The sequence below is a fragment of the Thermogutta sp. genome (assembly GCF_039793925.1).
Lineage (GTDB): Bacteria > Planctomycetota > Planctomycetia > Pirellulales > Thermoguttaceae > Thermogutta.
Genome location: NZ_JBAMME010000334.1, coordinates 1 through 3,310, shown reverse-complemented (window position 1 = coordinate 3,310; position 3,310 = coordinate 1). Strand labels below are relative to the sequence as shown.

The 3,310-nt window shown below is 56.8% G+C and carries 3 protein-coding genes; 2 read left to right on the top strand and 1 reads right to left on the bottom strand.

The genetic code is table 11. The annotated features are described in order from the left end of the window. Both ABJK56_RS17965 and ABJK56_RS17960 read left to right on the top strand, forming a co-directional pair. Nucleotides 1-388, top strand: a 388-nt coding sequence (locus ABJK56_RS17965; RefSeq protein ID WP_347246059.1) for a hypothetical protein, incomplete at its 5' end; no start/stop codon positions are given. 350 nt (nucleotides 389-738) lie between these two features. Next, on the top strand, nucleotides 739-1,935 hold the full coding sequence (locus tag ABJK56_RS17960) for a response regulator (protein WP_347246058.1): 1,197 nt from the start codon (nucleotides 739-741) through the stop codon (nucleotides 1,933-1,935). A 204-nt stretch (nucleotides 1,936-2,139) separates the two neighbouring features. Here ABJK56_RS17960 and ABJK56_RS17955 read toward each other — a convergent pair whose 3' ends face one another. After that, nucleotides 2,140-3,123 (bottom strand): DUF1559 domain-containing protein, encoded by a 984-nt coding sequence (locus tag ABJK56_RS17955; protein WP_347246057.1) that lies wholly within the window; start codon nucleotides 3,121-3,123, stop codon nucleotides 2,140-2,142. Between the last annotated feature and the right edge of the window lie 187 nt (nucleotides 3,124-3,310).

Below are 3,310 nucleotides of genomic sequence, written 5' to 3'. Positions count from 1 at the left end.
CGATTGGGAACTGTACATGAAAGGGTACATTGAAGTGCCGCGGTGTTGTCCACCGGGAAATGGCGGTCCCGCTGAGATCGAGGACATTAACCAGGCGGGGAAGGCCACCGTTCCGCCGGACAACGATAAACCCACACCGGCTGCCCAGCCGACACCCACCGTGCCTGCCGCACCGGAGCTGGCCCCTCCGGCACCGCTACCGCCAGTGTCCTCCGGCACCCAAGCGTCTGTCTCGAAGAGTTCCCCAATCAGTTTTGGTAAACAAGGAGTGGTGCCGCCGACCGCGCCCAGAACGCGTACCGCCCCACAATCCGCGGGTACGCAGAACAAAGCAGCTTCCCCGGGCAGCCTGCCAGGATTTAAGGGTGAGATCGGATACGATAACTGATCCAGCAAAAAAAGTGAGCGAATCGAATGAGGGCGACGCTAAGATCCATCCGTCCGGAGTTATCGGCGGTACCGATCAAAACGCCCGTTCACGAAACCAGTCTTTTCCTGTTCATCGCCGACAATGGTCCCACATCTCATTAAAAAATAACCCATATTTGATGGTGGGGGGACAGCGCGCCGGCGGGTGGTGACGAAAAAACCCGAGTTCCCCTGTCCAGCAGGTTCTGGGGCGGTCCTTCTTCGCCACGGGACCTGAGAAGTTGGTTCGGAGACGGCAGTGGGCTGGTGACGATCACGCCTGCGACTATTATCGTTAATTTCCCCTGGAACAAAGGTGCTGGCTGACGTATGAGTAATGTTCTGCGAGTTGCCATTGTAGACCCGAACGACACAGGCCGGGAAGAACTCAAGAGGCTCCTGCTGGGCCTTGATATGATCTGGCTGGAGGCGGAGTGCTCTCGTTACGAGTTCTTCAGTGATGTGGTGGCGCAGACTCAGCCGGATATTGGTATCGTCGCTATCGATCATGACCAGGAGCGGGCCCTGGAACTGGTATCGCGAGTTAGCCAGCAGTTGCCGGACTGCGCCATTTTTGTGGTGAGTTCCACGCACGACGGGACAGTCATTCTTCAAGCGATGCGAGCAGGGGCAAAGGAATTTCTCCTTCAACCCGTGCGCATTGATGATCTACTGGCGGCAATCAATCGAATTCAGGAACGCCGGTTTGGTCAAGGAGATGCCAAGGCACGGGGGTCCACGGTCATCGCGGTGGCGGGTGTGACAGGAGGCGTGGGAGCTTCCACAATTGCCGTCAACTTGGGTTGCGCTTTGGCCCGCAACGACAAGAACACAGTGGTCCTGGCTGATTTGGATCTCTGCCTGGGCGACGCCGATGTACTCTTAGACGCCATCCCGGATTACACGATCGTGGATGTGGCGCAAAACGTCACCCGGTTGGACTTCTCACTGCTCAAACGGTCTCTCACCAAACACAGCTCCGGGCTGTTTTTGCTCCCGAGACCCGTGCAACTGGAGGATGTCTCTCTGATCAGCGCGGAAGACCTTCAGCGGGTCATCGGCTTACTGAAAGCCAGCTTCACCCACCTTGTGCTTGATCTTTCCAAGGCGTTTACCCCGGTTGACATGATGGCCCTGGAGATGGCCCAGCATGTGCTGCTGGTAACACAGCTTGACCTGCCTTGCCTCCGCAATGTCGTGCGGCTGATGATGTCGTTCAGTAACATGCCTGGCATGGCGGAGAAGGTAAAGATTGTCGTCAATCGGCTGGGGATGGACAGCGGCCAAATCAATCTCAAGAAGGCCCAGGAAATCATCGGACGCGAGATCTTCTGGCAAATTCCTAATGACTATCGCGCGTGCAGCGAAGCGCGTAATAATGGCGTGCCGCTCCTGGAATGTGCGCCGCGCTCCGCCGTCACGACCGCTCTCGTGGGACTGGCAGAGGCCCTCTGCGGCGAACAGGCCAAGGAAACGGGTAAGAAACCGGTCCGATCAGGTTTATTCAAGCTCTTCGCCAAAACCTGAGCACCGGTGCCTTTTGGCAGGCGAAAACGGCATATTCTAGTGTTCTTGCAGGGACTATTTGCGGGCCTGGCAATGTGAGGCATCTCCCGACAACTTTGAAACCGCAGGAAGCCGCAGACACGGATCTCTCGGCCGTCCCCACGGAGAGTTAGAGGGGGAGAAGCCTCGTGGAGAGTGCAGCTTGGCCGCTCCGCGACCAGCGCGTCAGAAGGGCCCCGGTGTTTCGCCGCCGTTCCGCGTCGCCAGGGCGTGGAACACATTTAAATCGATTGTTTGGCTGATCATCCTCACCGACCCGTCACCGAGAAGAAAGTTCGCGCCCTGGGGATGCTGGCTGCTGAAATTGTGGGCATGTGCGTGCTTCAGATTTGGGGGATATTCAGCAGAAGCGAGAACACCCGCGGGCGCTTCGGGATCAGGCAAAACTCCACACCATGTGGCGTAGCCCAAGGCAACGGTTCGCTCGCCCACTAAAAAAGTTTGGCTGGTTCCATCAGTCAAGGCAGCCAGCGATAAAAAACTGTTGTGAAAGAGCGCTCCATTTCCATCGCACTGCCGACCGGGTGGCAAATTGTCGCACACGTGGATGTTCGCCGTTCCAAAACATCCCACATAGTTCGAGCGTGCAATCAACAGCTCGTCATATTCTTCGCCTTGATGGTCTTCCTCGTGCTCATGACCTTCGTGAAGCTTGTGAGCCTCAAAAACCTGTTCATTGCTGTTGATATCAGACGGGCAGCGGTACACACTGATAAAAGTTTTGATCGCCTCCTGGTTAATCGGAGCATAAATGGGGGCTTCCAGATGAATGCCTCCCTGATAGAGCCCCATTTGCTCCAGATAGGGAAGGATCACAGCTCCCCAAGCCCAGCCCGGTGAGCCGTTGACCATCGGGTGGCGGCCATCCGGTGTGTAGGCTGCCCAGCCCGCCGGTAATGTGCGGTGGCTGTCGTGGTACATGTGGATGGCCAAACCGATTTGCTTAAGGTTGTTGGAACATTCCGCCCGCCGAGCCGCCTCTCGCGCCGCCTGTACGGCCGGCAGCAGTAGGCCGATCAGAAGCCCAATGATCGCAATGACTACCAGCAATTCCACGAGCGTGAAGGCTCGGCGCGGAGGCCGCGGCTGCAAAGGGCTGAAAGCTGCGCAAAGTCCCTGTTTCGGGTTATCCTTACGACACACATTCATGATCGCTCTCCTGTTCTATGTTGGAAGAGTTTTCTTCGGATGATGCGTCAATCTGAGGACACGAAATAGCGTGATCGCTCCGCCACGACGTATTCTTTTTCGGAGCGAAGGTTCCAAGTTCTCACATGAGCTGCTTTGCTGGAGTATGACCGAGGGCCACTCAACCCGGTGAATACTCTCAGCAGAA